Annotated in this window: 22 protein-coding genes; 10 read left to right on the top strand and 12 right to left on the bottom strand. The window is 67.0% G+C overall.

The genetic code is table 11. The annotated features are described in order from the left end of the window. Positions 1-7 precede the first annotated feature (7 nt). Complete coding sequence (locus tag HTS88_RS14125; RefSeq protein ID WP_174179411.1) at positions 8-1,039, bottom strand: universal stress protein; 1,032 nt, start codon at positions 1,037-1,039, stop codon at positions 8-10. A 423-nt stretch (positions 1,040-1,462) separates the two neighbouring features. Here HTS88_RS14125 and HTS88_RS14120 point away from each other — a divergent pair, with 423 nt between their 5' ends. Continuing rightward, complete coding sequence (locus HTS88_RS14120) at positions 1,463-2,089, top strand: FAD-dependent monooxygenase (protein WP_174179480.1); 627 nt, start codon at positions 1,463-1,465, stop codon at positions 2,087-2,089. Positions 2,090-2,147: 58 nt separating this feature from the next. Here HTS88_RS14120 and HTS88_RS14115 read toward each other — a convergent pair whose 3' ends face one another. After that, a complete protein-coding gene (locus tag HTS88_RS14115) occupies positions 2,148-2,777 on the bottom strand; it encodes a copper resistance CopC family protein (protein WP_174179409.1) in 630 nt (209 codons plus the stop codon). A 111-nt stretch (positions 2,778-2,888) separates the two neighbouring features. On the opposite strand from HTS88_RS14115, the gene HTS88_RS14110 reads away from it, so the two are divergent. Beyond that, positions 2,889-4,328 (top strand): NCS2 family permease, encoded by a 1,440-nt coding sequence (locus tag HTS88_RS14110; RefSeq protein ID WP_174179407.1) that lies wholly within the window; start codon positions 2,889-2,891, stop codon positions 4,326-4,328. 80 nt (positions 4,329-4,408) lie between these two features. Here HTS88_RS14110 and HTS88_RS14105 read toward each other — a convergent pair whose 3' ends face one another. Beyond that, on the bottom strand, positions 4,409-5,713 hold the full coding sequence (locus HTS88_RS14105; protein WP_174179405.1) for a cation:proton antiporter domain-containing protein: 1,305 nt from the start codon (positions 5,711-5,713) through the stop codon (positions 4,409-4,411). A gap of 181 nt (positions 5,714-5,894) precedes the next feature. On the opposite strand from HTS88_RS14105, the gene hutG reads away from it, so the two are divergent. Beyond that, positions 5,895-6,917 (top strand): formimidoylglutamase, encoded by a 1,023-nt coding sequence (gene hutG, locus HTS88_RS14100; RefSeq protein WP_174179403.1) that lies wholly within the window; start codon positions 5,895-5,897, stop codon positions 6,915-6,917. Between the two features lie 69 nt (positions 6,918-6,986). Here the strand turns inward: hutG and HTS88_RS14095 are convergent, their stop codons facing one another. The 3 genes from HTS88_RS14095 to HTS88_RS14085 all read right to left on the bottom strand — a co-directional run bounded on the left by HTS88_RS14095 (position 6,987) and on the right by HTS88_RS14085 (position 9,638). Then, on the bottom strand, positions 6,987-7,655 hold the full coding sequence (locus HTS88_RS14095) for a response regulator (RefSeq protein ID WP_174179401.1): 669 nt from the start codon (positions 7,653-7,655) through the stop codon (positions 6,987-6,989). Then, positions 7,652-9,229, bottom strand: a complete 1,578-nt coding sequence (locus HTS88_RS14090) for a sensor histidine kinase (protein ID WP_174179478.1) — start codon at positions 9,227-9,229, stop codon at positions 7,652-7,654. The genes HTS88_RS14095 and HTS88_RS14090 overlap by 4 nt, the downstream gene beginning before the upstream one ends. Positions 9,230-9,368: 139 nt before the next feature. Then, the gene (locus HTS88_RS14085) at positions 9,369-9,638 is read right to left on the bottom strand and encodes a hypothetical protein (RefSeq protein ID WP_174179399.1); all 270 of its coding nucleotides are present in this window, start codon (positions 9,636-9,638) and stop codon (positions 9,369-9,371) included. A gap of 228 nt (positions 9,639-9,866) precedes the next feature. On the opposite strand from HTS88_RS14085, the gene HTS88_RS14080 reads away from it, so the two are divergent. The 4 genes from HTS88_RS14080 to HTS88_RS14065 are packed head-to-tail and all read left to right on the top strand — an operon-like array spanning position 9,867 to position 13,484. Next, the gene (locus HTS88_RS14080; protein ID WP_174179398.1) at positions 9,867-10,877 is read left to right on the top strand and encodes a Bug family tripartite tricarboxylate transporter substrate binding protein; all 1,011 of its coding nucleotides are present in this window, start codon (positions 9,867-9,869) and stop codon (positions 10,875-10,877) included. Continuing rightward, entirely contained in the window at positions 10,874-11,377 is a 504-nt protein-coding gene (locus HTS88_RS14075; protein WP_066273481.1) for a tripartite tricarboxylate transporter TctB family protein, read from the top strand. The genes HTS88_RS14080 and HTS88_RS14075 overlap by 4 nt, the downstream gene beginning before the upstream one ends. Continuing rightward, entirely contained in the window at positions 11,377-13,095 is a 1,719-nt protein-coding gene (locus HTS88_RS14070) for a tripartite tricarboxylate transporter permease (RefSeq protein WP_174179395.1), read from the top strand. Before HTS88_RS14075 ends, HTS88_RS14070 begins: the two co-directional genes overlap by 1 nt. After that, positions 13,092-13,484 (top strand): universal stress protein, encoded by a 393-nt coding sequence (locus HTS88_RS14065; protein WP_066273479.1) that lies wholly within the window; start codon positions 13,092-13,094, stop codon positions 13,482-13,484. The genes HTS88_RS14070 and HTS88_RS14065 overlap by 4 nt, the downstream gene beginning before the upstream one ends. Here the strand turns inward: HTS88_RS14065 and HTS88_RS14060 are convergent. After that, complete coding sequence (locus HTS88_RS14060) at positions 13,481-14,344, bottom strand: fumarylacetoacetate hydrolase family protein (RefSeq protein ID WP_174179393.1); 864 nt, start codon at positions 14,342-14,344, stop codon at positions 13,481-13,483. The two genes, HTS88_RS14065 and HTS88_RS14060, sit on opposite strands and share 4 nt — an antisense overlap. A gap of 213 nt (positions 14,345-14,557) precedes the next feature. Here HTS88_RS14060 and HTS88_RS14055 point away from each other — a divergent pair, with 213 nt between their 5' ends. After that, the gene (locus HTS88_RS14055; RefSeq protein ID WP_174179391.1) at positions 14,558-14,818 is read left to right on the top strand and encodes a hypothetical protein; all 261 of its coding nucleotides are present in this window, start codon (positions 14,558-14,560) and stop codon (positions 14,816-14,818) included. Positions 14,819-14,915: 97 nt separating this feature from the next. Here the strand turns inward: HTS88_RS14055 and HTS88_RS14050 are convergent, their stop codons facing one another. The 4 genes from HTS88_RS14050 to HTS88_RS14035 form a co-directional block, all read right to left on the bottom strand. Beyond that, positions 14,916-15,152: a hypothetical protein gene (locus tag HTS88_RS14050; protein ID WP_174179389.1), complete on the bottom strand. Its 237-nt coding sequence runs from the start codon at positions 15,150-15,152 to the stop codon at positions 14,916-14,918. Positions 15,153-15,314: 162 nt separating this feature from the next. Then, positions 15,315-16,907, bottom strand: coding sequence for a histidine ammonia-lyase (gene hutH / locus HTS88_RS14045; RefSeq protein WP_174179387.1), 1,593 nt, complete (start codon positions 16,905-16,907; stop codon positions 15,315-15,317). A gap of 95 nt (positions 16,908-17,002) precedes the next feature. Then, a complete protein-coding gene (gene hutU / locus HTS88_RS14040; RefSeq protein WP_174179385.1) occupies positions 17,003-18,712 on the bottom strand; it encodes a urocanate hydratase in 1,710 nt (569 codons plus the stop codon). Positions 18,713-18,911: 199 nt separating this feature from the next. After that, the gene (locus HTS88_RS14035) at positions 18,912-19,748 is read right to left on the bottom strand and encodes an IclR family transcriptional regulator (protein ID WP_374724854.1); all 837 of its coding nucleotides are present in this window, start codon (positions 19,746-19,748) and stop codon (positions 18,912-18,914) included. Between the two features lie 259 nt (positions 19,749-20,007). On the opposite strand from HTS88_RS14035, the gene HTS88_RS14030 reads away from it, so the two are divergent. After that, entirely contained in the window at positions 20,008-20,460 is a 453-nt protein-coding gene (locus tag HTS88_RS14030; protein WP_174179383.1) for a hypothetical protein, read from the top strand. A 144-nt stretch (positions 20,461-20,604) separates the two neighbouring features. Beyond that, positions 20,605-20,862, top strand: a complete 258-nt coding sequence (locus tag HTS88_RS22495; RefSeq protein ID WP_174179380.1) for a hypothetical protein — start codon at positions 20,605-20,607, stop codon at positions 20,860-20,862. Here HTS88_RS22495 and HTS88_RS14020 read toward each other — a convergent pair. Next, complete coding sequence (locus tag HTS88_RS14020) at positions 20,859-22,538, bottom strand: HNH endonuclease signature motif containing protein (protein ID WP_174179379.1); 1,680 nt, start codon at positions 22,536-22,538, stop codon at positions 20,859-20,861. The genes HTS88_RS22495 and HTS88_RS14020 overlap by 4 nt on opposite strands. Positions 22,539-22,617: the final 79 nt, after the last annotated feature.

Below are 22,617 nucleotides of genomic sequence, written 5' to 3'. Positions count from 1 at the left end.
GATCCGGTCAGGCTGCCCCGAGTACCGGCCCAAACCGGGCACGGTCCGCCAGGCGCGGGTCGTCCCGGTCCGGGACCACCATGACGGGGCCCTTGGCGTGGTGGAGCACCCCGTCCGAGGTTGAGCCGAGGAGCATCCCGGTGAACCCGCCATGGCCACGGGTACCCACCACCACCAGCTCCACGTGGCGGCTGGCGTCCACCAGGACGTCCACAGGAGAGCCGTCCCTCAGCTCGGACTCGGTGGGCAGATTCGGGAAGTGGCTCCGCAGCCAGGCCATTCCGGCGTCCAGGGTCACCTGGATGTCGGCGAACAGCGCCTTGCGGTCCATGGGGGCGGGAACCCACGCGAGGGAGCCGCTGTACTGCGGCACCGCGCAGACCACGCGCAGGGTGGCCCCGAGCCGTTCAGCCTGGGCTGCTGCCTCCAACACGGCTACCCGTGCCTGCTCCGAACCGTCCACGCCCACCACCACCACGTTCTCCACGCGCTGGTGGCCGGCCTTGGCCTGCTCTGCCTTGATGTGCCGGTCCTCAGTTGTTTCGCCAAGCCGGTCTGAACAGATGAGGGGCACCGTCACCGTGGGGCATTTCGCGTGGGCCGGGAGTGCACTGCTCACCGAACCGAGGAGCCTGCCCACAAAGCCGCCGCGGCCGCGGGTGCCGAACACCAGGAGCTCAGCAGTTTCGGACATCTCCAGCAGGACGCCGGAGGCATCGCCGTTCTCCACGGACGCGGTGGCATCGATGTCGTAGGTGGACACCTTCTCAAGGGCCTGCTTGACGATCGACTCCGCGCCTTCACGAATGACGGAGTCGTCTACGGTGGCGTATCCGCCGTCCAAGCCGGAAGCCGCGAAGATCGGGACGGAATAGGCGGTGACGATGTGCAGCGGACGACGCCGGCGCTGGGCCTCGCGTGCTGCCCACACCAGTGCGCACTGGCCGTGGTCCGATCCGTCGACGCCGACTACGATCCCCTCGGGAGCGGCAGGACTGCCGCCGTCCTGCGGGTCCGGATGCAACTCTTGTGCGCCCATGGGGCCGCCTCCTCGCGATACTGCCTGATGTTGCGGCTATTCTGCCAGAAGCAGGCCATTCCACGTGCACCCCTACCCCCGCCTGAGCTGGGAAGAAAGGCTCGCTTCCGCTTCTCACTATTCTCCGTAGGCCCTGCCTTAGCAAGCCTCTTCGGGGCTGGAAACAGCGGTTATCCACAGGTAGCGGGCAGTCTTCGGGAAAGCGCCTTCACCTGGACGAAATTGTTTCGGGATTGGGCTATCCCTGGCCGCGAATCTTCTGTAGTCTTCAGGACATTGTTGGTCCGGGACGCCTACTGCCTCATTCCGTCAGAGCTGCCCGGCAACGCACTGCGGCCGGGCTTTGGGGGTAACGGGACGCGAGCGGGCGAGGACGCCCGCACCTGCCGAAACTTTCGAAGGAGGGAAACTGTAGTGTCAAGCATGCCTGGGAGTGCCGGGACCGAACAGACCACCACTGTGATCATTGGCACGGGGCTTTCAGGCCTGGCCGTGGCTGCCGAGTTGTGCCGCCGCGGCGTGGACTCGATCGTGGTGGACGGACTGGACCTCCTTGGCGCCGCGCAACCGGCCAACACAGCTTCCCTCCAGCGGTGCGACGCGGCGGACTCCGTGAGCCTTCGCGAACGCAACGAGATCCTGCGGCACCTGCGGAACTACGCCGCCAGCCACGACGTCGACGTGCGCAACACCACCCGCGCCATCCAGCTGACCATGGTGGACGGCGGGTCGCCGCTTGCTTCAGCCCCGCAGTGGGAGGTGCATACGCCTACAGGAATCCTGGTGGCGGACCACATTGTCCTGACCCGTTGCGCCCACAGCCAGCTCCGGCGCATGATCAATGATTTCGGCATGGCGGTGGGCCGGAACCTTACCGCAGCCATGCGGGCCATTGGCATCTACCTGGTGGGAGTTGGCGAGCTCATCACGCCCTCCCCCAAGGAAGTCCTGCGCCAGGCCAAGACGGTGGGCCAGGCAATCTCCGCCCGGGTGCATCCTGATGCGGTTGCCCAGCCTGCCACCGGAAGCCTTGCGGCCCTGACCTGCTAGCCCCGGACCTGCCAAGGCCGCCCGGCGCTGCTGGCCCCGGCGTGACCGGCTCGCGCCATCATTCGTCGTCCGTGCCGGCCGTGAGCCGGCGGCGGGCCAGGATGGCAAGGGTAGCCAGCAGCCCCACTGCGACGAGGGCAAAGATGACGATGCTCCATTGGAACGGCTCCCCTGAGCCCACCTGTTCAGGCTCACCGGTGGTCCCCGGCTGGGCAGTCCCCATGGCGGGGGCGGTGCCTGCACCGGTACCGGGGGCTGGGACTGTACCCGCCGCCGTCGGACTTGCTGCCGGCGCGGCGCCCTGCCCGGCAGAGGCGGCCGTAAAGGCGAACGTCCCCTCGATGGGGTGCGAGTCCGAGCTGACCACCCGCCAGGCCACGGTGTACTCCCCCGCGGGGCCTCCGGCCTTCAGCTTCTGGGATGCCACGTTGTCCACGATGTCCACCGGCCCCTCCGCCCATTCCGCACCGGAGGCGTCTTTAACGGAGAACGCCGCGCCAATGCCCAGCGGCTTGTTGTTGAAGGCCACCGAGACCTGTTCGGGCGGCGCCGGCAGCGACGCGCCGTCCGACGGGGTGCTGGACTCGGCGGCATCATGCGCGGAGGCGGGCCCGGCGAGGCCCAGCACACCGGCGGCGAAAACAAGGAGCACGAGCCCCAGGGTCAGGATCTGGCGGATGGGACGCATGCGGCGGCGGCTCCTTGTGTTGGCTTCCTTACAGACTAGGCGAAAATGCCTGCCGCCCTGCCGCCGCCACCATAGGATGCAGGTATCCCCACAGACTTCCCCGGAGGACTAATGCTTAAGCAAGGCTCTGCCCTGGACCGGTACTTCAAGATCACCGAGCGCGGTTCCAACCTTTCCCGCGAGATCCGAGGCGGCTTCGCCACGTTCTTTGCCATGAGCTACATCGTGGTGCTGAACCCCCTGATCCTCTCGGGCCCCGACTCCAGCGGCACCACGCTGGGGTTCACCGCCGTAGCCGCCGTAACGGCTTTCGTGGCGGGCATCCTGACCATCCTTATGGGCGCCTGGGCAAAGCACCCCTTCGCGCTTGCCACCGGCCTGGGCGTCAACGCCTTCGTGGCCGTCACTGTGGCCACCAACCCGGGGCTGACGTGGCCGGACATGATGGGCCTGGTGGTGCTCTCCGGCGTTACCATGCTGATCCTTGTCCTGACCGGCTTCCGCACCGCCGTCTTCAAAGCCGTCCCGGACGGGCTCAAGACGGCCATCGTGGTGGGCATCGGCCTGTTCATCGCGCTGATCGGCCTGGTCAACGCTGGCTTCGTCCGCCGCATCCCCGATGTCGCCGGCACCACCGTGCCCGTTGGCCTTGGCTACGACGGCAAGCTCCTCGGCTGGCCCACCGCCGTGTTCATCTTCGGCCTGGTCCTGACCATCGCGCTGGTGGTGCGCAAGGTCAAGGGCGCCATCCTGATCGGCATCATCACCTCCACCATCATTTCGGTGCTTCTGGAGATGACCCTGCACATCGGGCCGAGCTTCGACGGCGAGACCTCCAACCCGCAGGGCTGGTCCCTGGTGGCGCCCACTTTCACCGGCTGGGCCGCCCCGGATCTGTCCCTGATCGGCAAGGCAAACCCGTTCGGCGCTTTCGAGCACCTGGGCTTCGTCGCCGCAACCCTGCTCGCGTTCGTCATCCTCCTCAGCATCTTCTTCGATGCCATGGGGACCATGGTGGGCCTGGCCAACGAGGCCGGGACAGTTGACGAACACGGCAACATCCCGGACGTCGACCGTGTGCTCCAGGTGGACGCCCTCGGCGCGATCGTGGGCGGCGGGGCCTCGGTATCCTCCAACCAGATCTATGTGGAAGCCGGGGCCGGAATCGGCGAAGGCGCGCGCACGGGCGTGGCCTCAATCGTCACCGGGCTGCTGTTCCTGGTGGCCATGTTCTTCACCCCGCTCATCAACCTGGTGCCCTTCGAAGCGGTTGCCCCCGCCCTGGTGGTGGTGGGCTTCATGATGGTGTCCCAGGTGGGCCGGATCGACTGGCAGGACTGGGGCATTGCCATCCCCGCATTCCTGACCTTCACCCTGATGCCGTTCACGTACTCCATCGCCAACGGACTGGGCGCCGGCTTCATCGCCTTTGTCCTGATCCGCACCGTCCAGGGCAGGGTCAAGGAGATCCACCCGCTCATGTGGGCCGTGGCCGGCGCGTTCCTGCTGTTCTTCGCGGTGGGTCCCATCGAGGCCGCACTGGGCATGTAGCCCCGGCCCGGCGACCGGCGCGGCGACCTGCGCGGCGGCAGGGCTCCGGCGCGGCCAGCGCCGAACCAAGGCCTGGTGCCCTACACGGGAGTGTTGGGCGCCAGGCCTTCGTCGCCTGTCAACGCCCGGGCCTTCTTTTCCCGAAGCTTGTCCAGCCGGTTCATGAGCGGCGAGGTGGTGGCGCCATGGATCACGATGGACAGTGCCACCACCAGCCCCACGAAGGCCCACAGCCATTCGGCCTGGCCGGCGAACTCGCCCTTGCCCAGCGCATAGGAGAGGTAGTAGAGCGAGCCGATCCCCCGGATCCCGAAGAACGAGAGGGCGATCCGCTCGCGCGGTCCGGTCTTGCCGCCGAGCAGGCCGATCCAGCCTGCCAGTGGCCTGACCAGGAGCAGGAATGCCAGCGCCACCAGCACCTCGGCCCAACCGATCCCGGCAAGCAGCCCGCGGGCAATCGCACCGCCCAGCAGGACCAGGATCACCACGGTCAGGAGCCGCTCCAGCTGCTCCACGTAGGAGTGCAGCACCCGGTGGTAACCGTGCGTGTGCTCGGCGGAGCGGATGGTCACCGCGCAGACAAACACGGCAATGAAGCCGTAGCCCTCGATCATCTCGGTGACACCGTAGGCGAGGAAGGTTGCGGCCAGGGCTACGAAGCCCTCCGAGTGGTTGGACAGCCGGAGGCTTTCAGCGCCGGCCGAGAAAAACAGCCGTGCCAGGATCTTGCCGGTGAGGAATCCCAGCAGCACGCCGATGGCCAGCCGCCACAGGACATCCACCGCAAACCATTCGGGGAACCAGGCCAGCGGGGATGAGCCCACGATGCTGATGGCGATGGCGAGGTACACAAAGGGGAACGCAAGCCCGTCGTTGAGGCCGGCTTCGGAGGTGAGGCCGAAGCGGACCTCGTCCTCCTTGTTGGCCTCCTCGTCGTGGTCCGCGGGTTCACCCACCTGCACTTCGGAGGCCAGGACCGGGTCCGTAGGCGCCAGGCTGGAGGCCACCAGCAGGGCAGCGCCGAGGCCGAGGCCCAGGAACCACAGGCCCAGCAGGGTCAGCGCGATGATGCACAACGGCATGGCGATTCCCAGCAGCCGCCAGGTGGTGGCCCAGCGCTTGCGGCCCACGGGGCGGTCCAAAGCAAGCCCGGCGCCCATCAGCGAGATGATGACGCAGATCTCCGTCAGGTGCACAACGAAGTCGCTGTGCGCCATGGGGTCCGGGTCCGGAAGCGTGGGAATCAGGGCGAAAGCCGCCATGCCGGCGCCCAGGAAGACCATGGGCATGGAGAACGGCATGTTCCGCAGGAGTTTGGGGAGGACAGCTGCGGTAAAAACGGCCGCGCCTGCGGCAGCAAAGAGGATGCTGGGGGCTTCAAACACGGGGCTGTTCTCCGGCCTGGATATGATGCGCCGGTGCGGCACACAAGGTGATGGGGTCCCCGGGGGAAGGGATTGCTCCACAATAGCCCCTGCTGCCGGCGGACGCTGACGATCTTGGATACCGGACATGGCGACGGCGGCGCTGCTGGTTTTCGCCGTCCTCATGCGGTGAGCTTGGAGCATGGCCCCCCTGATACCTGACATTGACCTCCCGCCCCGGCCCTGGGAAGGGAGGTTCGACGGCGATGATGCCGCCCACCGGCGCTGGTGGCAGGCAGTTACGGCGTACGACGGCGGGGCAGCAGCTACCCGCACGGAGGGCGCCGCGGGGACGGCGGGCCCTGCGGGTGCTGCAGGCGTGACAGGTGCGCCAGGCGGGGAGGATGCCAGGCCCGCAACATTGCTGGGCTTCGCCAGCGACGAGGGCGTGCGCCGGAACAAGGGCCGCACCGGCGCGGCAGCCGCTCCGGCGGCCATCCGCAAGGTCCTGGCGCCGCTGGCGTTCCATCTTGACCGGGCCGTCTACGACGCCGGGGACGTTGTGGTGTCAGGCGGTGACCTTGAGGCCGGACAGGAACGCGCCGGCCGGGCCGTCACGGCACTGATCGACGCCGGGCAGGTGACGGCAGTGCTGGGCGGAGGACATGAAACCGCCTTCGCGAGCTACCTGGGGGTGGCCGCCTCTGCGGCGGTCCGGGGCGGGAAGCGGCTGGGCATCCTGAACCTTGACGCCCATTTCGACCTGCGGGACGAGCCGCTGGCAACGTCCGGGACGCCGTTCCTGCAGATGGCCCGCGCGGAAGCGGCCGCGGGTCGCGACTTCCGCTACGCCGTCGTCGGGATATCCGAACCCAACAACACGCATGCACTCTTCGACACGGCGCGGACGCTGGGGGTGCGCTACCTGCTGGACGAGGACTGCGAGGCCGAACGTGTCCGCACCTTCGTGGCAGAATTCCTTGCCGGGATCGACGTGCTGTACCTGACCATCGACCTTGACGTGCTGCCGGCTGCGGTGGCGCCGGGGGTGAGTGCCCCGGCGGCGTATGGCGTGCCCCTCCCCGTGATCGCCGCGGTGTGCCGGCAGGTGGCCTGGAGCGGGAAGCTCCTGCACCTGGACATCGCCGAGCTGAACCCGGCGCTGGACGTGGACAGCCGGACTGCACGCGTTGCCGCGCGGCTGCTGGACACGCTGCTGCGCTGATCCGGCAGGCTGCGGGCGCGCATCGGGCGGCGCTGCCCGCCCGTAAGGCGCTGCCTGCAGGTAAGCGCGCTACTGGCCCTTGAGGACGTAGCGCCGCTCCGGACGCCCCACGCCGTACTTGAGCCTCACGTCGAGGGTCCCTTCGTCGTGCAGGTACTCCAGGTACCGCCGCGCGCTGACGCGGGACGTTCCCAGCTGCTCGGCTACCTCAGCCGCGGAAAGATCGCCGTCGGCGGCATTCAGGGTGGCCTCCACGAGCTTCAGGGTCTCGATGCTGCAGCCTTTGGGAAGCGGCCGCTCGGTCCGGTCCAGGCCGAACACCCGGTTGACGTCCGACTGCTCGGCCACGTCCTTGGCTGAATCCAGCCCTTGGTACGCACTCCGGTAATGCTCCAGGCGCTCCTGCAGGTCCGATTGGGAAAAGGGCTTGATCAGGTAGTGCACGATTCCGCCGCGGAGGGCCTTGCGCACGGTCTCCACTTCCCGGGCGGCACTGATCACCAGCACGTCCAGCTCCGGGGCGACGTCCCGCAGCCGGTGCATGAGGTCCAGCCCGTTGATGTCCGGAAGGTGGATGTCCAGCAGCACCAGGTCGGGCCGCAGCCGTTCCGTCTCGATCACGGCCTGGGCGCCGGTGTGCGCCACGCCCACCACGGCGAAGCCGGGCGTCCGCTGGATGAACCCGGCGTGCACCTTGGCCACCATGAAGTCGTCGTCGACGATCAGCACCTTGATCATGGCTGCGTTGCACCCCTTTTGAATCGTGCGGTGAAGACTGCTCCGTTGTCATTGGCCACCGTGAGGTCCCCGCCGGACCGCCGGCAGACCACCCGTGAAAGCGCCAGGCCGAAGCCGCGTCCGTCCGCCGGGCCGGCTTCCTTGGTGGAGAACCCCTGGCGGAAGATGTCCTCCACGGCCTCGTCCGGGACGCCCGGGCCGGTGTCCCGGACCGTGACGGTGACATGGTCCTCAGTGTCCTCCACAAGCACCCGGACGGCTGCCCCCGGAAGCCCGGTGACGGCGTCGAACGCGTTGTCCACCAGGTTCCCCACAACGGTGGTGAGGTCCCGGGACAAATCGTCGCTGACCGGGCGCAGGGCGGACTCCGGGTCAAGCTGCAGTGCCACGCCGCGCTCCGTGGCGAGGCTGGACTTGGCAATCAGCAATGCGGCGAGCGCGGGATCCTGGATCCGGCTGGTTACTTCATCATTGAGCCTGGTCCGGTCCACCGTGGCGCCGTTAACGAACTGGACCACGGAATCGTACTCGCCGATCTGGATCAGGCCGGAAATGACGTGCAACTGGTTGGCGAACTCGTGGGCCTGCGCGCGCAGCGTGTCCGTGGCGGTCCGGGTGGCCCCCAGCTCACGCTCCAGGGATGACAGCTCTGTCCGGTCCCTCAGGGTTGTGACCGAGCCGATGTTGCGGCCGCGGGAGCGGATGGGCACACGGTTCAGCACCACCAGCCGCTCCCCCACAAGCACCAGCTGGTCCGGGTCCGGCTGGTCGCGGGTCAGGACCACCTTGAGCGCCGGGTCCACGGGAAGGGACGCGAGTTTCCTGCCCACGCAGTCCGGCGGCAGCCCCAACAGCTCCCTGGCACTGTCGTTCGCTACGGTGACGCGCTCATGGGGGTCCAGCGCCACCACGCCTTCCTTCAGCCCGTGCAGCATCGCCTCGCGGTTTTCCACCAGCCCGGTGATCTCGCTGGGCTCCATCCCGAGGGTCTGGCGTTTGACCCGGCGGGACAACAGCAGGGATCCCGCCACGCCCAGGACGCTGGCCACGCCGAGGTAGGTCAGGAGGTTGGGGACGGCATCGCCGAGCCGTTCAAGGGTGGACGGGTAGTTGCGGCTGATGGCTGCGATGCCGATCATCTTTCCCGAATCGTTGAGCACCGGGACGTGGGCGGAGAGGACGGCGGTTCCGCCCTGGTTCAGGACGCCGGTCCACGCCCGGCCTTCCATGACCCTGCTGGCTCCGAGTTCCATGGGCTTGCCCAGCAGGCCCGGATCGGAGGCGGCAACCACCGTCCGGTCCAGTTTTGCGAGCGTGACGTGGGACGATCCGGAGACGGTCCGGACGGACTCGGCCACCGCAGGGAGCGCTGAACCAACACGCGGCTCAGCCTCCGGCAGCAAAGCCCGGACCGCGGGGTTGTTGCCGAGCGCCTCCGCGGCGGAGAGCGCCCTCCTGCCCTCGGTGCGCTCAAAGGCGGCAGCGGACTGGGCCAGGGAAATGGCCACCACGGCCACGAGCACTGCCAGGACAATCAGCAACTGGAGCACAAGGTACTGCCCGGCGAGGGACATTCCTCTTCGTCGCGTCACTGCGTGGATTCCTTTAATGGTGGTTCAGGTGCCTGGGCGCAGGCACACGTCGCGCAGGCACAGGGGCGCGCCGCCCGCCCCCTCCCGGCGTACCGGAACTATACCGCAGCCTGCGGCACAGTCAGCGGGGACCGCCGTCGTGCCCTTCCCCGCCGGCACTCCGGGCGGTGCCGGCGCCGGCACCCGGGATCCGGCCTGCGCGGTGCAGCAGCACCAGCCGGGTTGCGTGGAACGTGATCAACCCGGCCCCGGCCAGGATGTACAGCGCCTCCCACCAGCCCGCCCGTCCATCAACAACCCGCATGACTGCCGGGACCAGCGCGAGCAGGACCACCGCGATGCCGATCCATGCTGCCGGCCTGGTTCCGTAACGCCCGCTTCGCTCCGCCATGTCCGCCCCGTTCCCTGGCCAACTTCCAGCCTAAAGGGCGATGCACGACGAGGCGAAGGGCGGTGCGGACCCGGGCGTGGTGGGGTGCCGGAAACGTGAACGCAATGAACTTAACTTTCTCTGCGTACACAAGAGTGATCGCCGTCACTGCCGGGCCTAGCATCGAAAGCACAGATCAGGTCCGCTGATCATCCTGTAGAGAATTGCATTACTGAGAAGAGGAACACCATGCGCCAGATCCGCGCATTGCGAGTCGCCGCCGTCGCCGCCGGCATCGCCCTGATGGCCACCGGCTGCGGTGCCACCGGCAAGAGCTCCACCGGCCCGGAAAGCTCCGGCGCCGCCGCCGGACCCATCACCGGCCTGCAGATCATGGTCCCCAACACCCCGGGCGGCGGCTACGACACCACCGCACGCGCCGCAGCGAAGGTCCTCGACGACGAGAAGATCTCCAACAACACCGAGGTCTTCAACCTCGCCGGCGCCGGGGGCACCGTGGGCCTGGCCCGCGTGGTCAACGAAAAGGGCAACGGCGACCTCACCATGCTCATGGGGCTGGGCGTCGTGGGCGCCAGCTACACCAACAAGTCCGAATCCAAGCTGACCGAGACCACCCCCCTGGCCCGGCTCATCGAGGAACCCGGCGCGATCATGGTCAGCAAGGACTCCCCCTACAAGACCATCGACGACCTGGTGGCGGCCTGGAAGGCTGACCCGGCGTCTATTTCCGTAGGCGGCGGCTCCTCCCCCGGCGGCCCCGACCACCTGCTGCCCATGCAGCTGGCCGGCGCGGTGGGCATCGACGCCACCAAGGTGAACTTCGTGTCCTACGACGGCGGCGGAGACCTCCTGCCCGCGATCCTCGGCAACAAGCTTGGCTTTGCCGCTTCCGGCGCCGGTGAGTACCTGCAGCAGATCGAATCCGGCGAAGTCCGCGTGCTGGCAACCAGCGGCGAGGAGCGCCTGGAAGGCGTGGACGCCCCCACACTGAAGGAATCCAACATCGACCTGGTGTTCACCAACTGGCGCGGCATCGTGGCCCCTCCGGGCATCAGCGACGAGGACAAGGCTTCCCTGATCGCCGCCCTTGAGAAGATGCACGCAACCGAAGGCTGGAAGGAAGCGCTGAAGACCCACAGCTGGACTGACGCCTTCATCACCGGCGACGAGTTCGAGACCTTCCTCACCGAGCAGGACAAGCGGGTGGCGGACGTCCTCACCAAGCTTGGGTTGGCGTGAGCTCGCTGACCACAGGCCTTAAAGGCCGCGCCGAGCTGGGAGTTGCACTCCTGCTCGGCGCGGTTGGCGTCCTTGTCTTCCTGGACGCCAACGGCCTGGTAACCCCGTATTCCCAGTCGGACCCGGTTGGTCCCAAAACGGTTCCGTTCATCGTGGCCGGTTTGCTGGTGGCCTGCGCAGTCCTGCTGGCCGTCAACGTCATCCGGGGCGGCCAGGGCGAAGCGGAGGGCGGCGAGGACATCGACCTCACCCACCCTGCCGACTGGAAGACCATCCTGCCCCTGGCGGGCGCTTTCATCCTGAACATCCTGCTCATCGACTGGGCCGGCTGGGTCATCTCCGGCACCGTCCTGTTCTGGGGCAGCGTCCTGGCACTGGGCAGCCGCCGCTACATCCGTGACGGGCTCATCTCCGTGGCCCTGTCCCTGCTGACCTTCTACGGCTTCTACCTCGGGCTGGGCATCGCACTGCCCGCCGGACTCCTGGAAGGAATCCTCTGATGGACGTCTGGTCCTCACTGATGGACGGTTTCGCCACCGCCCTCACCCCCATGAATTTCCTCTACGCCGTCATCGGCGTCATCCTGGGCACCGCCGTCGGCGTCCTGCCCGGCCTCGGCCCGGCCATGACCGTGGCCCTGCTGCTGCCCGTCACCTACGCCCTGGAACCCACCAGCGCCTTCATCATGTTCGCCGGCATCTACTACGGCGGCATGTACGGCGGTTCCACCACCTCGATCCTGCTGAACACACCCGGTGAATCGTCCTCGGTGGTGACGGCGATCGAAGGCAACAAAATGGCCAAAGCGGGGCGGGCCGCGCAGGCGCTTGCGACGGCGGCCATCGGCTCGTTCATCGCCGGCACCATCGGCACCGCACTCCTGGCCGTCTGCGCCCCCATCGTGGTGGAGTTCGCCGTCAGCCTGGGTGCGCCCAGCTACTTTGCCATCATGGTCCTGGCCCTGCTGGCCGTCACGGCCGTGCTCGGCTCATCCCGGCTCCGCGGCTTCTCCTCGCTGGCCCTGGGCCTGGCCATCGGCCTGGTGGGCATCGACTCCGTGACCGGCCAGCGCCGCCTGACCTTCGGCCAGCCGCTGCTCGCGGACGGCCTGGACATCGTTGTGGTGGCCGTGGCCATCTTCGCAGTGGGTGAAGCCTTGTGGGTTGCCGCCCACCTGCGCCGCACCCCGTTGCACGTCATTCCGGTTGGACGTCCCTGGATGGGCAAGAAGGACTGGAGCCGTTCCTGGAAGCCCTGGCTCCGGGGGACCGCCTTCGGATTCCCCTTCGGCGCCCTTCCCGCCGGCGGCGCGGAAATCCCCACGTTCCTCTCCTATGTGACGGAGAAGCGCCTCAGCAAGCACCCCGAGGAGTTCGGCAAGGGTGCCATCGAGGGCGTGGCCGGTCCGGAAGCTGCCAACAACGCAGCCGCCGCCGGGACCCTGACCCCCATGCTTGCGCTGGGCCTGCCCACCAACGCCACTGCCGCCGTCATGCTGGCTGCGTTCACCTCCTACGGCATCCAGCCGGGTCCGCAGCTGTTCTCCAGCCAGGGCCCCCTGGTGTGGGCGCTGATTGCAAGCCTTTTCATCGGCAACCTGCTGCTCCTGCTGATCAACCTGCCGCTGGCTCCCCTGTGGGCCAAGCTCCTGCAGCTCCCCCGGCCGTACCTGTACGCGGGAATCCTGTTCTTCGCCACGCTGGGCGCCTACTCGGTGAACCTGCAGGCCTTTGACCTGGTCCTCCTGCTTGCGCTGGGGGCTTTGGGATTCATGATGCGCCGGTTCGGGCTGCCTGTGCTGCCCCTGATCCTTGGCGTCATCCTTGGGCCACGCATCGAGGGCCAGCTGCGGAAGAGCCTGCAACTCAGCGCCGGTGACCCGGCAGGGCTCTGGAGCGAGCCGATCGCCGTCGTCATCTACATCATCGTGGGACTCATCCTGCTGTGGCCGCTGATCTTCAAGCTGGTCCGGCGCAACCGCCCGGCTGCGGCCGGACCCGTGCCGGCCACGGAAACGGGGCCGGCGGCTCCGTCCGGCAGCTCCGCGCATGCAGACCTGCCCGTCCACCCGGAGAGTGCCGCCCACCCGGGCAGCACAGTTCATTCAGGCAGCGGTGTCCACGCAGACAGCACTGCCCGCCCAGGCAGCCATAGCCACCCGGACAGCACTGCCCGCCCAGACAGCCCGGCCCACGCAGACAAGAAGGAGACACCATGACCATCGTGGTGGGATACGTCCCGACCCCCGAGGGCGAAGCAGCCCTGACCCAGGCCATCCACGAAGCCCGGAAGAGCAACACCAAACTGTTGGTCATCAACTCGTCCAAGGGGGACGCGCTGGTGGACAACCGCTACGCCCAGGAGCCGGAGATCCAGAGCATTGAGGACCGCCTGGCCACCCAGGGCATCGACCACGTGATCAAGCAGCCGGTCCGTGGCCACGATGCCGCCGCAGAGGTGCTCGATGCCGCGGAGGAGCACAACGCTGAACTGATTGTGATCGGCCTGCGCCGTCGGACACCGGTGGGCAAGCTCATCATGGGCAGCGTTTCCCAACGGATCCTGCTGGAAGCCGACTGCCCGGTCCTGGCAGTAAAGGCAGGCTAGCCGGACTCTCCAGCACGGAACAGCCCAAGGCGTTGGCGCCCCAGCCCCACAACCTCTACCTCCACCACGTCACCCGGCTGGAGGTAGGGGAAGCGGCCGCTGAGCGCCACGCCTTCCGGCGTTCCGGTCAGGATGACGTCCCCGGGCTCCAGGCGCATGTACTGGCTGCAGTGGTGGACAAGGGTGGCGGCATCGAAGATGAGCTCCGAGGTGCAGGAGTCCTGCCGCGGCTCCCCGTTGACCCAGCTCCGCAACGGCAGGTTCCCGCCGTCGATCTCGCCTGCCGGAACCAGCCAGGGGCCCAGCGGCGTGGAGCCGGGGAGGGACTTCCCTTTGGTCCACTGGCCGGCCGCCCCGGGGAGCTGGTACTCACGCTCGGAGAGGTCGTTGGCGGTGACGTATCCCGCGATGCAGTCCTTCGCCTGGCTGGGGGACTTCAGGTAGGAGGCCTCCCTGCCGATGACGATTCCCAGCTCCACTTCCCAGTCGTACCTGCTGGAGTTCGGCGGAATGGGAGCGGCATCGAACGGTCCCGCAACAGTATTGCCCGGTTTGAGGAACACCACCGGAATTTCCGGGGGCGCGGAACCTGACTCGGCGGCGTGCGCGGCGTAATTCATCCCGATTCCCACCACCGAGCCGGGCCTGGCAATCGGGGGGCCAACCCTGAGCGCCGCCACACCTTCCAGTTCCGGCAGGGATCCGGCTTCCAGCGCGTGCCGGACCTTGTCCACTCCCCCGGATGCCAGGAACTCACCGTCCACGTCCGGCGTCAGCGGCAGGAGGCTGTAGTACCGGCCGGACGGCACCATGACTGCCGGCTGCTCCTTGCCCTTTTCACCCAGGCGCATGATTTTCATCCAGATCCCCTTCGAGCTGACGTTGCACGTTTGCACCCCATCGTTGCCGATGCGCTGACGCTCCGCCAACGCGCCCTATTGTGACTGGGAGGCCGCGAGTCCGGCTGGCTTCGGACGGGATTTCGACACTCCAAACAGCAGTCATCTGACATTTGCGCGGACGAGCAGGTACGATGAAAAGGCCCTCAGGCATGAAACACAGGAAGTTCACACATGACTACAGCAACAATGGAGCACGTCCCCGCCGTCTCCTCAGCCACTGACGCACCGGCAGTCCGGTCGATCGACCTGGAGTTCTCCACCGCGGGCGACGTCCACACGGGCCTGGAAGAAGCAGTTGCCGAACTCATCGAGGTTGCAGCCCAGGACGCGGCCTGCGGCATCCTGGTGACCAGGCTGCACCCCGGCCGCTACACCGTGGCGTTGGACGAATCGGTCCCCTTCGGCGAGACCTACGAGGCCATCGCAGCCTGACAGATTGCGAGGGACGCCCCTTTCGCGCACAGACAAAAGTCCCCGCCGCTGCATACGCAGCGGCGGGGACTTTTTCTATCGGCAGTTGGCCGGGTTATCAGGCCCGGCGGACCTGTACGCCGTCGGACTTCAAAAAGAGCTGCTTTTCGGACGGACCAGTCGGCACAAGCCACAGAACGTTTCCGCTCTGGGACACTTCTTCCACCTCACCGGTGGCCACCACATGCGCCTGCTTGATGATCTCGACGCGTTCCCCGGCCTGGAGTCCCCTCCAGTCGGAAATAACGGCGGAATGGGCATTGCGCCTCGACAGGACTGCCCCACGTGCTTTCATTTGAACTTCTACCCCTTTGTATATGTTCCGCGCCACAGCCTCTTTGATGTGACTTTCACTACACCTTCAGTTCTACTACACTCCGCGTCCGCCCGATGTCCGTGTCGCTCGAAATTTCACCAGGCGGACGCTTTGTGCCGATAGGCTGAAGATTGTTCGCTTTTATGCCAGTGGACCCACGGCCGATTCGACGGCCCGGCGCACCTCCCCTGCGGCGACCAGCCTGTCCGCCGCCTCCAGCTCCGGGGAAAGGAAGCGGTCCGTCCCCGGCCCGTCCACCACGCTCCGAAGTGCAGTGACGACGGCGGCGCCCGCCGGTCCCGGCGTCAGCCCGCCACCGGAGAGCTGGGTGCGGATATCCAATGCCCGGGCTGAGGTCACCAGCTCGATCGCCAGGACGCGCCGCAGGTTCTCTACTGCCTTCCGGAGTTTACGGGCCGCGTGCCACCCCATGGAGACGTGGTCTTCCTGCATGGCCGAACTCGGGATGGAGTCCACCGATGCAGGTACAGCGAGACGCTTGTTGTCCGAGACCAGCCCGGCCTGGGTGTACTGGGCGATCATGAGCCCGGAATCGACACCCGGGTCGGCTGCGAGGAACGCAGGAAGGCCGTGGGACCGCGCGGGGTCAAGCATCCTGTCCGTCCGGCGCTCCGCGATGGAACTGAGGTCCGCCACGGCGATGGCCAGGAAGTCCAGCACGTAGGCCACAGGAGCGCCGTGGAAGTTGCCGTTGGAGCTGACCCGCCCGTCAGGGAGCACCACCGGGTTGTCGATGGCCGCGGCGAGTTCGCGGGACGCCACCAGGTCCGCGTGGTCCAGCGTATCCCTCACCGCACCGGTGACTTGCGGGGCGCAGCGGAGCGAATAGGCGTCCTGCACGCGGGAATCACCGACTTTGTGGGAGGCGACGATCGGCGAACCGGAAAGCACGCGCAGCATGTTGTCAGCGCTGGCGGCCTGCCCCGGATGGGGTCGCAGCGCGGCGTGCAGCTCCGGCAGGAACACCTGGTCGGTGCCCAGCAGCGCCTCGACACTCATCGCTGCGGTGATGTCCGCCGTCGTCAGCAGCTGCCGAAGGTCCGCAATGGCCATCAGCAGCATGCCCAGCATGCCCTCGGTACCGTTGACCAGGGCAAGGCCTTCCTTTTCGGCGAGGGTGACCGGCTCGATGCCGTGCAAGGCAAGGAGTTCGGCGACGGCGGGACGGCCGGCGGTGCCGTACAGCTGGCCGTCCGGCCCGGCGGCTTCGCCTTCGCCCATCAGGACCAGGGCGCAGTGCGATAGGGGTGCCAGGTCGCCGGAGCAGCCCAGCGACCCGAACTCGCGGACCACCGGGGTGATGCCGGCGTTGAGGACGTCCACCATGGTCTGCAGGACCACCGGACGGACGCCGGTGCGGCCGGAGGCCAGTGTCTTGGCGCGGAGGAACATGATGCCGCGGACCACTTCACGTTCCACGGCCGGACCCATGCCGGCGGCGTGGCTGCGGATCAGGCTCTTTTGCAGCTGGGTGCGCAATTCGTTGGGTATGTGCCGGTTGGCAAGGGCGCCGAAACCGGTGGAAATTCCGTACGCCGGGGTGTCGCTCGCCGCGAGGTCGTCGATGTGCGCGCGCACTTTTGCAACGGTTTCGAGGGCTTCCGGGGAAATGGTCACTCTGGCGTTGTGGCGCGCGACGGCGACGACGTCCTCCGGGGTGATACCGCTGGTGCCGAGGGTGACGGTCAGCGGTTCGTGGGTGATGGTGCTCATGGTGTTCCTGCTTCTGTGGATCGATTGCTCCGTAACTGTCGTTTTCGGGGCTCAAAACGACAGTTACGAAGCAACTGATGTGGATGTGGGGCTGGTCAGCGGGCTTCGGACGCTGTCTCTTGCATGGGAATGCGGACGCCGCGTTCCCTGGCGACCTCGAGGGCGCGGTCGTACCCGGCGTCGGCGTGGCGGATGACGCCCATGCCGGGGTCGTTGGTGAGAAGGCGCTCGAGTTTCTGGGCGGCGAGGTCGGTGCCGTCCGCGACGGAGACCTGGCCGGCGTGGATGGAGCGGCCGATGCCGACCCCGCCACCGTGGTGCAGGGACACCCAGGTGGCGCCTGAGGCGGTGTTCAGCAGGGCGTTGAGCATGGGCCAGTCAGCGATCGCGTCAGAACCGTCCTGCATCGCCTCGGTTTCGCGGTACGGGGAGGCGACAGACCCTGAATCCAGGTGGTCGCGGCCGATCACGATGGGCGCCTTGACCTTGCCGTCCTTCACGAGCTGGTTGAACAGCAGGCCGGCCTTGGCGCGTTCGCCGTAGCCGAGCCAGCAGATGCGGGCCGGCAGGCCTTCGAACTCGACGCGTTCCTGGGCGGCGTCGATCCAGCGGTGCAGGTGCTTGTTCTCCGGAAACAGCTCCTTGATGGCCTCATCGGTGACGCGGATATCTTCCGGGTCGCCCGACAGGGCAACCCAGCGGAAGGGGCCGAGTCCCTCGCAGAAGAGCGGGCGGATGTAAGCGGGGACGAAGCCGGGGAACTCGAAGGCACGTTCGTAGCCGCCCTTGCGGGCTTCGTCGCGGATGGAGTTGCCGTAGTCGAAGACCTCGGCGCCGGCGTCCTGGAATTCCACCATGGCCTGGACGTGCCTGGCCATCGACGCCTGCGCCTTCTTGGTGAAGCCTTCCGGGTCAGCTTCTGCTTCGCGGTGCCATTCCGCCACCGAGATGCCCTCGGGCAGGTAGGACAGCGGATCGTGCGCGCTCGTCTGGTCGGTGACGATGTCCACGGTGAGCTCACCGGCCTTGTGGCGGCGCAGGATCTCCGGGAAGACCTCGGCGGCGTTGCCGACATAGCCCACGGACCAGCCGCGGCGCTCTTCCTTGGCCTTGAGCACCTTGGCGATCGCGGCGTCGAGGTCGGTCTCCACCTCATCGAGGTAGCGCTTGCCGGCGCGGCGCCGCAGGCGCGTTTCGTCGACGTCGACAATCAGGCACGCTCCGTCATTCAGGGTGACGGCAAGCGGCTGGGCACCGCCCATGCCGCCGCACCCGCCGGTGAGCGTCAGGGTTCCGGCGAGGGTGCCGTTTTCATCGCCGGTGAGCTTGCGGGCGATCGCGGCGAAGGTCTCGAAGGTGCCCTGGAGGATGCCCTGGGTGCCGATGTAAATCCAGGACCCGGCGGTCATCTGGCCGTACATCATCAGGCCCTCGGCCTCCAGCCGGCGGAATTCGGGCCAGGTGGCCCAGTCGCCGACGAGGTTTGAGTTGGCCAGAAGCACGCGGGGCGCCCATTCGTTGGTGCGGAAGACGCCGACGGGCTTGCCGGACTGCACCAGGAGGGTTTCGTCCTTCTCCATGGTTTCCAGCGTACGGGTGATCGCGTCGAAAGCGGCCCAGGACCGGACAGCGCGGCCGGTGCCGCCGTAAACCACCAGGTCATCCGGGCGCTCGGCGACCTCGGGGTCCAGGTTGTTCATGAGCATGCGCAGCGGCGCTTCGGTCTGCCAGGACTTGGCGGTGAGCCCGGTGCCGCGGGCTGCTTTGACCGGGCGGGCACCGGTGGTGAAATCGGCGGGTGCCATGGTGGCTCCTTCGTGTAGTGGTTTTGCTGGAAGTTCTGTATCTACTAAAGCCCGTCTGAGGTGGCAGAAACAGGGCCTGCGGATTGGTGCTGTCCGGGATACCGGACCCTCCTAGAGCCCCCGCCGCCCTTTTAGTTAAGGCACCAAACTGGACGGGTCGGTGGCTGGGAGTGCGGAGCGGCTCGGGTGGGGCTGGGGCCTACTTGGCGGGGCGGCCATGGAGCCGCACCGAGAGCTCATCGGCCACTTTCTGGACGCGGGCGGCGAGCGCCGGCCATTGCTCAGCCGGCAGCTTGTCCTCGAGGAAGGTGACGGCGACGGCCGCCGTCGGCCATCCCAGGTGGTCCGTCACGGCGGCGGCGATGGAGCCAAAGCCTGGTGTGACTTCGCCATGTTCGGTGGCGTAACCGCGCTGCCTTACCCGGTCCAGGTGCGAGGACAGCGCCGAGTACTTCATGATGGCGCCTTCCACCTCGTGCCGGGCGGTGAAAGCAGCAGCGTTCGGATAGAGCGCACGGACCTGGGACTTGGGCAGGGCCGCAAGAATGGCACGCCCGCTGGCGGTGAGGTGGCTGGGGAGCCGGACTCCGACGTCGGTCACCAAGGACGGGCGGTTCTTGGCGCGCTCCTCAACGATGTACAGCACGTCTCGCCCGTGCAGTACCGCCAGGTGTGCACTCTCACCCAGCGCATCCACCAGGGAGGCGAGCAACGGGCGGCCGAGCCGGGAGAGCGGCTCCTGCCTGGAGTAGGCGGAGCTGAGCTCGAACGCGCTGATGCCGAGCCCGTAGCGCTGCTCCTCGTGGAGGTGGAGGACAAACCCGTTGGCTTCCATCACCCCCAGCAGGTGGTAGACGCTGGAGCGTGGCAGGCCCAGGGTGGAAGCGATTTGCGACGCCGCCATGGGGCCTCGACGGGATGCCAGAAGTTTGAGGATGCGCAGCGTGTTTTCGGCAGCGGGGACTTTGGATGTCCCCTTTGATGCCATCTGAGGTGCGCTGCCTGCTTCAGGCCTGGCCTCCGTTTCGACCGCCATGGTCCCTCCATTGCTGTTCCGGGCCTCGCAGCCCTGTCCGGTATCCCGTACTTAACTGTGCGCCCCGCGCTTGGGTTTCGACGTCATTGAAGTATGCACGGTGTCTGGGATCACAGACATGCACGACCTCGCCGTAGAGCCCGTGGGAATTCATGGCGTTGCCGCAAGCTTCGACATTTGCCAGCCCCAGGGTCCGGAAGTGCAACGAGTCAGGGTTAGGGGACTCTTTGGGCAAGGCCCTTCCCCAATAAGTGAGATCATGGCTGCAATGACGGGCTTCCAGCGGTTCCAAACGAAGTATGTCGGGCGCACTGGAGCACCCGTTGGCGTTTTCGTGGCTGTAGACCATCTGCGCCGGACAGGGCGGCTCCTTGAGAAAGAAATCACCTGCTACGCCGTTGCAGACGCTTGGTTCCAGGAGAACCTGCCCAATCCACCGTTCTATGCGGATGGAAATTCGATCGGTGCGATCACTTGGTTCCGGGAGTCCGCGGACAGTATGACCGCCCGCTTAGATCCACTACTGGCAATTCTCGATGCAAAGAAGGTCGCCTGGGAGCGACTGTCTACAAGTGACCCCGGTCGGATCGTTTACCAGGATTTATGGCAGGTGGGGGTCCTTCCGGCATTCCGGGAGCCGATGACGCCGCTGCCCTACCCCGGAAAGCTGGGTGCAAACGATTGGTTCACGGTGCGCAAAAGCTATCTATAGGCACCAGGCTCGGTATGTACGAGGGCGCTCCAGTCTCAAAGGCGGCCGGAGAAAATGAATCGGGTCGCAGCTCTCTGACACTGTTGGCTGATTCAGGAGTAGCAAGAGTGGCGCCATGCCACCCTGCATCAGGTTCTGGTCCATATGGTTACTGAGCGGGCTCACTTCCTTGGCCGTGCTGACATTCTCCGCGAACTTGTCGATGGGACGGCAGGACATCGCGCCGGGGATCCCATCCTCACAGCCCGCAGCCCGGCACCCGGAAGAGTGGGCACGTATCGGGCCGCGATGGCGGAAGGGGCCCGGGTTGGCGCCGGAATCCTGTATCGCCACCACGACGTCGTCCTTTGGACCCGCTCTTACTGCACGGAGTGCTCCCGGGAAGCCGGCTGTTGCAGCTAGGGCAGAGCCGGTTCCCAGTGCGTCAACGGCTCCTGAGCCGAAATGGGCGGCAGGGCGTAGAAGTCGTCCCATAAGGGGTCATCCGCCGGTATGTCGCCAGGGTCCAGGAGGTTTCCGCCTGCGGGTTCCTCCGGGGGAGGCTCCAAGTACGGGACGTCTCCAGTTGGGCGGGCCGGAGCATCGGCAATGGCAGGGACACGAGTGCTGGCAGGCCAGTGGGGTGGCTCCCAGTCCTGGTGTTCGCTTTTGTAGTGGCGTCCGGTGGGTGAGGTCCAGCCGGGTGGTTGGTTTTTGGTGGCTGGTGTTGGTTTCCACCTGCTGGTGTGCCGGAGTTTGTGGTGTTTCGGGCAGGGCTGTCCCAGGTTGCTGATCCCGGTGGTCCCGCCGTGGTGCCAGACGAGGAGGTGGTCTGCCTCGTTATCCAAAGACGGGTTGCTGCAGCCGGGGAACGGACACTGGCCGTCGCGAAGCCGGAGCCAGTTCCGCATGGCTTTGGTGACCCGGTAGCTGCTCCGCCCGATCTCCAACGGCGCCCCGTCCCGCGGATCGACCAGGACCCGGTAGAACGAATCAGCACCGTCAGCGACCAGGTCCCGTGCCATGGAGGCTGGGATGGGGCCAAAGCCGTCCAGCATGGCTGGCTCATCGGTCACTCCCATGAGGGAGACGACCGGCACGGTGACGAGAACCTGCGCCCGGATTGACGAAGACGGGGTGAGATCCGTTCCGGCACCTGCCCCGTCGCCGATGCTGGCATTGGTGCCGCTGGTGAGGATGGCTTGGGCGAAGGTATCGGCGCGGAGTTGGGTGAGGGTGCGGGCCTCGTGGGGGCCTTGCATTCCCCGGGAGAGGGCGTTGAGCCGGTTCCAGCCTGCCATGGCCTGGTCGGCGGGGAGGCAGGCCGAGAGCCAGGCCATGCCGTCCTGGTCCGGCCGGTATTCGACCCGCCGGTCCGCCACCCCCTTGGTATGGCGTTTCTCCAGCGATTCGGGATGGTGGCGTTCCCGCCAGGTGCGGGCTTTGGCCTTGAACCGGTAGGCCGGCATCTCACCGATCGTCGCCGCCCCGGCCGGCCGTGGCGTGTCCGGATCCAGGAAGTGGGCCTCCAGGGCGGCGGCCCCGGCCCGGTCAAGCCCCACGGTCTGGTCCACCATTTCCCGGGCATGGGCCCAGGAAATCGTCCCGGACCCCAACGCTGCGAGGGTCCGGGGCAGGGCCGTGGCCAGGGCGTGGGACTCGGCCAACAAGGCACCGGCGGCACGGTCACCAATCACCAGCGCACAGCCGACCTCGGCCACCAGGCTCCGGTCCTGGGCCGTGGCCTCCTGCGGCGAGGACGGCGGACCGTTCACCACACTCGTGGCGGCAGCGAGCACCTGAACCGCCTGCGCCTTCACCGCTGCCAGCTTCGCCTCCGACCGCGCCACCCCCGCAAGGACATCCAACGCATTATCAGCAACCCGCTGCAACGGATCATCACCAAGTCCGCCAGCGTCAGCGCCAGGTCCAGCGGCACCGCAGCCGCCGACGCCAGGCCCAGCGGCACCCGGACCGGAAACAGCCGTCCCAGAACCGGTCGTACCGGCAACAGCAGCGCCGCTGAGCACGGCCGTGAAAGCAGCCACCGAAGCATCAACAAACGCCTCTGCCTCCACCACCACCGGATTGCCTTCCATAAATCAATCCTGGCAGTGGGGTCTGACATTCAAGGGGTCCGGAGATGGACAGGCAGCGAGCCGAACTCAGAATTACTTC

Origin of the sequence: Pseudarthrobacter oxydans (assembly GCF_013314975.1) — a bacterium.
Lineage (GTDB): Bacteria > Actinomycetota > Actinomycetes > Actinomycetales > Micrococcaceae > Arthrobacter > Arthrobacter oxydans.
Note: the sequence above shows the minus strand (reverse complement) of the source record. Positions and strands in the feature narration are given on the sequence as shown.

Bases quoted from the DNA above. Each gene is read 5' to 3' on its own strand.
- HTS88_RS14070 (WP_174179395.1), top strand. From the start codon at position 11,377: ATGGACGTCTGGTCCTCACTGATGGACGGTTTCGCCACCGCCCTCACC.
- HTS88_RS14110 (WP_174179407.1), top strand. From the start codon at position 2,889: ATGCTTAAGCAAGGCTCTGCCCTGGACCGGTACTTCAAGATCACCGAG.
- HTS88_RS14125 (WP_174179411.1), bottom strand. From the start codon at position 1,039: ATGGGCGCACAAGAGTTGCATCCGGACCCGCAGGACGGCGGCAGTCCT.
- HTS88_RS14065 (WP_066273479.1), top strand. From the start codon at position 13,092: ATGACCATCGTGGTGGGATACGTCCCGACCCCCGAGGGCGAAGCAGCC.
- HTS88_RS14060 (WP_174179393.1), bottom strand. From the start codon at position 14,344: ATGAAAATCATGCGCCTGGGTGAAAAGGGCAAGGAGCAGCCGGCAGTC.
- HTS88_RS14035 (WP_374724854.1), bottom strand. From the start codon at position 19,748: ATGGCGGTCGAAACGGAGGCCAGGCCTGAAGCAGGCAGCGCACCTCAG.
- HTS88_RS14115 (WP_174179409.1), bottom strand. From the start codon at position 2,777: ATGCGTCCCATCCGCCAGATCCTGACCCTGGGGCTCGTGCTCCTTGTT.
- HTS88_RS14090 (WP_174179478.1), bottom strand. From the start codon at position 9,229: ATGTCCCTCGCCGGGCAGTACCTTGTGCTCCAGTTGCTGATTGTCCTG.
- HTS88_RS14080 (WP_174179398.1), top strand. From the start codon at position 9,867: ATGCGCCAGATCCGCGCATTGCGAGTCGCCGCCGTCGCCGCCGGCATC.
- HTS88_RS14020 (WP_174179379.1), bottom strand. From the start codon at position 22,538: ATGGAAGGCAATCCGGTGGTGGTGGAGGCAGAGGCGTTTGTTGATGCT.
- HTS88_RS14050 (WP_174179389.1), bottom strand. From the start codon at position 15,152: ATGAAAGCACGTGGGGCAGTCCTGTCGAGGCGCAATGCCCATTCCGCC.
- HTS88_RS22495 (WP_174179380.1), top strand. From the start codon at position 20,605: ATGGTTACTGAGCGGGCTCACTTCCTTGGCCGTGCTGACATTCTCCGC.
- hutH (WP_174179387.1), bottom strand. From the start codon at position 16,907: ATGAGCACCATCACCCACGAACCGCTGACCGTCACCCTCGGCACCAGC.
- HTS88_RS14055 (WP_174179391.1), top strand. From the start codon at position 14,558: ATGACTACAGCAACAATGGAGCACGTCCCCGCCGTCTCCTCAGCCACT.
- hutU (WP_174179385.1), bottom strand. From the start codon at position 18,712: ATGGCACCCGCCGATTTCACCACCGGTGCCCGCCCGGTCAAAGCAGCC.
- HTS88_RS14030 (WP_174179383.1), top strand. From the start codon at position 20,008: ATGGCTGCAATGACGGGCTTCCAGCGGTTCCAAACGAAGTATGTCGGG.
- HTS88_RS14085 (WP_174179399.1), bottom strand. From the start codon at position 9,638: ATGGCGGAGCGAAGCGGGCGTTACGGAACCAGGCCGGCAGCATGGATC.
- hutG (WP_174179403.1), top strand. From the start codon at position 5,895: ATGGCCCCCCTGATACCTGACATTGACCTCCCGCCCCGGCCCTGGGAA.
- HTS88_RS14120 (WP_174179480.1), top strand. From the start codon at position 1,463: ATGCCTGGGAGTGCCGGGACCGAACAGACCACCACTGTGATCATTGGC.
- HTS88_RS14095 (WP_174179401.1), bottom strand. From the start codon at position 7,655: ATGATCAAGGTGCTGATCGTCGACGACGACTTCATGGTGGCCAAGGTG.